The sequence below is a fragment of the Flavobacterium sp. genome (assembly GCF_035760125.1).
Classification (GTDB): Bacteria; Bacteroidota; Bacteroidia; order Flavobacteriales; family Flavobacteriaceae; genus Flavobacterium.
On the sequence record NZ_DASTTN010000302.1, the window covers coordinates 1 to 2,521 of the forward strand.

Genomic DNA, 2,521 nt, shown 5'->3' on the forward strand with positions numbered 1-2,521 from the left:
TAGAGGCGCTGACCGCCAATACCTTCCGAACACTGCTTACCGCTTTTGGAGTGTTTTGGGGTATATTCATCTTGGTGATATTATTGGCAGCTTCTAAAGGATTGGAGAATGGTATCAGAAAAGGATTTGACGGTATTGCTACCAATACGATGTTTATGTGGACACAAACTACCTCAAAGGCCTACAAAGGACTGCCTAAAACTCGAGATTATAATTTTAAAAATAGCGATGTTGATGCTTTGAAGCAAAAATTCCCTGATTTATTATATGTTTCTCCACGTAACCGACTGGGTGATTTTAATGGATTGAGTAATGTGGTCAGGGGAACAAAGACAGGGGCTTATACTATTAACGGTGATTATCCGGAATTGGTCAAGCAAGAGCAAATGGATATTGTTATGGGGCGTTTTGTTAATCAACAGGATATACTGGCAAAACGCAAAGTGGCTATAATAGGTAATGGAGTAATACATGAATTGTATGGCAATGCCGAAGCAGTAATAGGTACTTACATAAAAATAAACGGCATCAATTTTATGGTGGTTGGAGTTTACAAAAAGAAAGGTAATAACGGAGGAAATGCAGAAGAAGACCAAAAAAATATTTATATCCCTTTCACCACTTTTCAACAAGCCTTCAATTTTGGGGATAAAGTAGGCTGGATGGCACTTACCGCAAATGATGATGCATCTATTACTGAACTTCGCCCAGGAATTTTGGCTTTTATACGAGAGAGGCATTCTATCCACCCTGATGATGAAAGAGCTGTCGGTAACTTTGACTTGTTTGCTCAATTTCAAAAAGTACAGGACTTGTTTAATGTTCTTACATTCATCGCGTATTTTGTTGGGACTTTAGTATTGTTATCAGGTATTATTGGGATTTCAAATATTATGCTAATTGTTGTAAAAGAACGAACCAATGAAATAGGAATCAGAAGGGCATTGGGAGCAACACCAGGCGCCATTCGGTCCCAAATATTATTAGAAGCAATTTTTCTAACGATAATAGCTGGTATGTTTGGTATTGCGGTAGCAACAGGATTGCTGGCCATATTGAATATGATTTTGGCATCAATGCCTTCAGATGGGATGATGTTTGTTAATCCAAGTGTTGATTTAACAGTAGTTTTTTTAGCCTTATTAATTTTAGTGGGATCAGGATTATTAGCTGGATTTATTCCAGCACAAACTGCCATAAATGTTAAACCAGTAGATGCACTACGAACAGAATAAAACAATCAAAAAACAATAATAATCGAATAAAATTTATAAAATGAAAAAAGGAGTAACCATAACCGTATTGATTTTAATAGCAATAGTTTTCTTTGGAGCTTTATATTATTTGTACGCAAAAAACCAAGAATCTCCTATTGTTTTTGAAACCGATAAAGTGGAAGTAAAAACAATAGTGAAAAGTACCCTAGCTACTGGAAACATTGTACCTAATGAAGAAGTATTGATTAAACCAAATATTTCCGGAATCATAGAAGCCGTATATATAAAAGCTGGAGAATCAGTAAAGGCCGGAGACATGATTGCCAAAATCAAAGTTGTTGCTAATGTTTCTAATTTAAGTAATTCACAAAATCAAGTAAAAACTGCAAAAATTGAATTGGATAACCAAGAAAAATTATATCAAAGACAAAAAACCTTGTTTGATAAAGGAGTGATTTCTGCAAATGATTTTGATGCTGCACAATTGGCCTACAATCAAGCTAAACAAAATTATTATGCATCGACACAAGGATTTGATATCGTAAAAACTGGGACGGCTTCTGGGTTAGGAAATTATGCCAATACTTTGATTCGTTCTACTGTAAATGGAATGGTACTAGATGTTCCGGTAAAAGTGGGTAACCAAGTAATTGAAAGCAATAATTTTAATGAAGGAACTACTATTGCAAGTGTTGCTGATGTCGGAAGAATGATTTTTGTAGGTAAAGTGGATGAATCTGAAGTAGGAAAAATAAAATTAAATATGCCTATTGAAATTACTGTTGGAGCCATTGAAAATAAAAAATTCACTGCTGTTTTGACCGATATAGCACCGAAAGGAAAAACTGAAAATGGAGCTATCCAATTTGAAATTAAAGCGACATTAACAAATAGAGACGATACTTTTATCAGAGCAGGATTAAGTGCGAATGCCTCAATTATATTAGAGAAAGCTGACCAAGTTCAGGCAATAAAAGAAGCATTAGTTCAATTTGATAAAAAAACACAAAAACCGTATGTTGAGATTCAAACGAGTCCACAAAAGTTTCAAAGAAAAGACATAACATTGGGTGTTAGCGACGGAATTTATGTAGAAGTGAAAAGCGGTATTAAAGCTTCAGATAAAATAAAAGTTTGGAATCAAGGTTTGAAAACTGAGGAAGCAAAACCAAACTAATTACTGCGGGAGGTTTTTGATAAACAAATTAAGTTAAATATATGCAGTGGATTTGCTGCGTCTTTATTCCATTAAAAATGAAAAAAATAAATTATATAAGTATCGCTTTTATCTTCCTGATTGGATT

2 protein-coding genes are annotated in these 2,521 nt (G+C 34.4%); both read left to right on the top strand.

The genetic code is table 11. From position 1 onward, the window contains the following. A partial coding sequence (locus VFS71_RS10865) for an ABC transporter permease (protein ID WP_326401250.1) occupies positions 1-1,235 on the top strand: 1,235 nt, incomplete at its 5' end. A 40-nt stretch (positions 1,236-1,275) separates the two neighbouring features. Continuing rightward, the gene (locus VFS71_RS10870) at positions 1,276-2,394 is read left to right on the top strand and encodes an efflux RND transporter periplasmic adaptor subunit (RefSeq protein WP_326401251.1); all 1,119 of its coding nucleotides are present in this window, start codon (positions 1,276-1,278) and stop codon (positions 2,392-2,394) included. Positions 2,395-2,521: the final 127 nt, after the last annotated feature.

Coding starts and splice junctions, on each gene's coding strand:
- VFS71_RS10870 (WP_326401251.1), top strand. CDS start 1,276: ATGAAAAAAGGAGTAACCATAACCGTATTGATTTTAATAGCAATAGTT.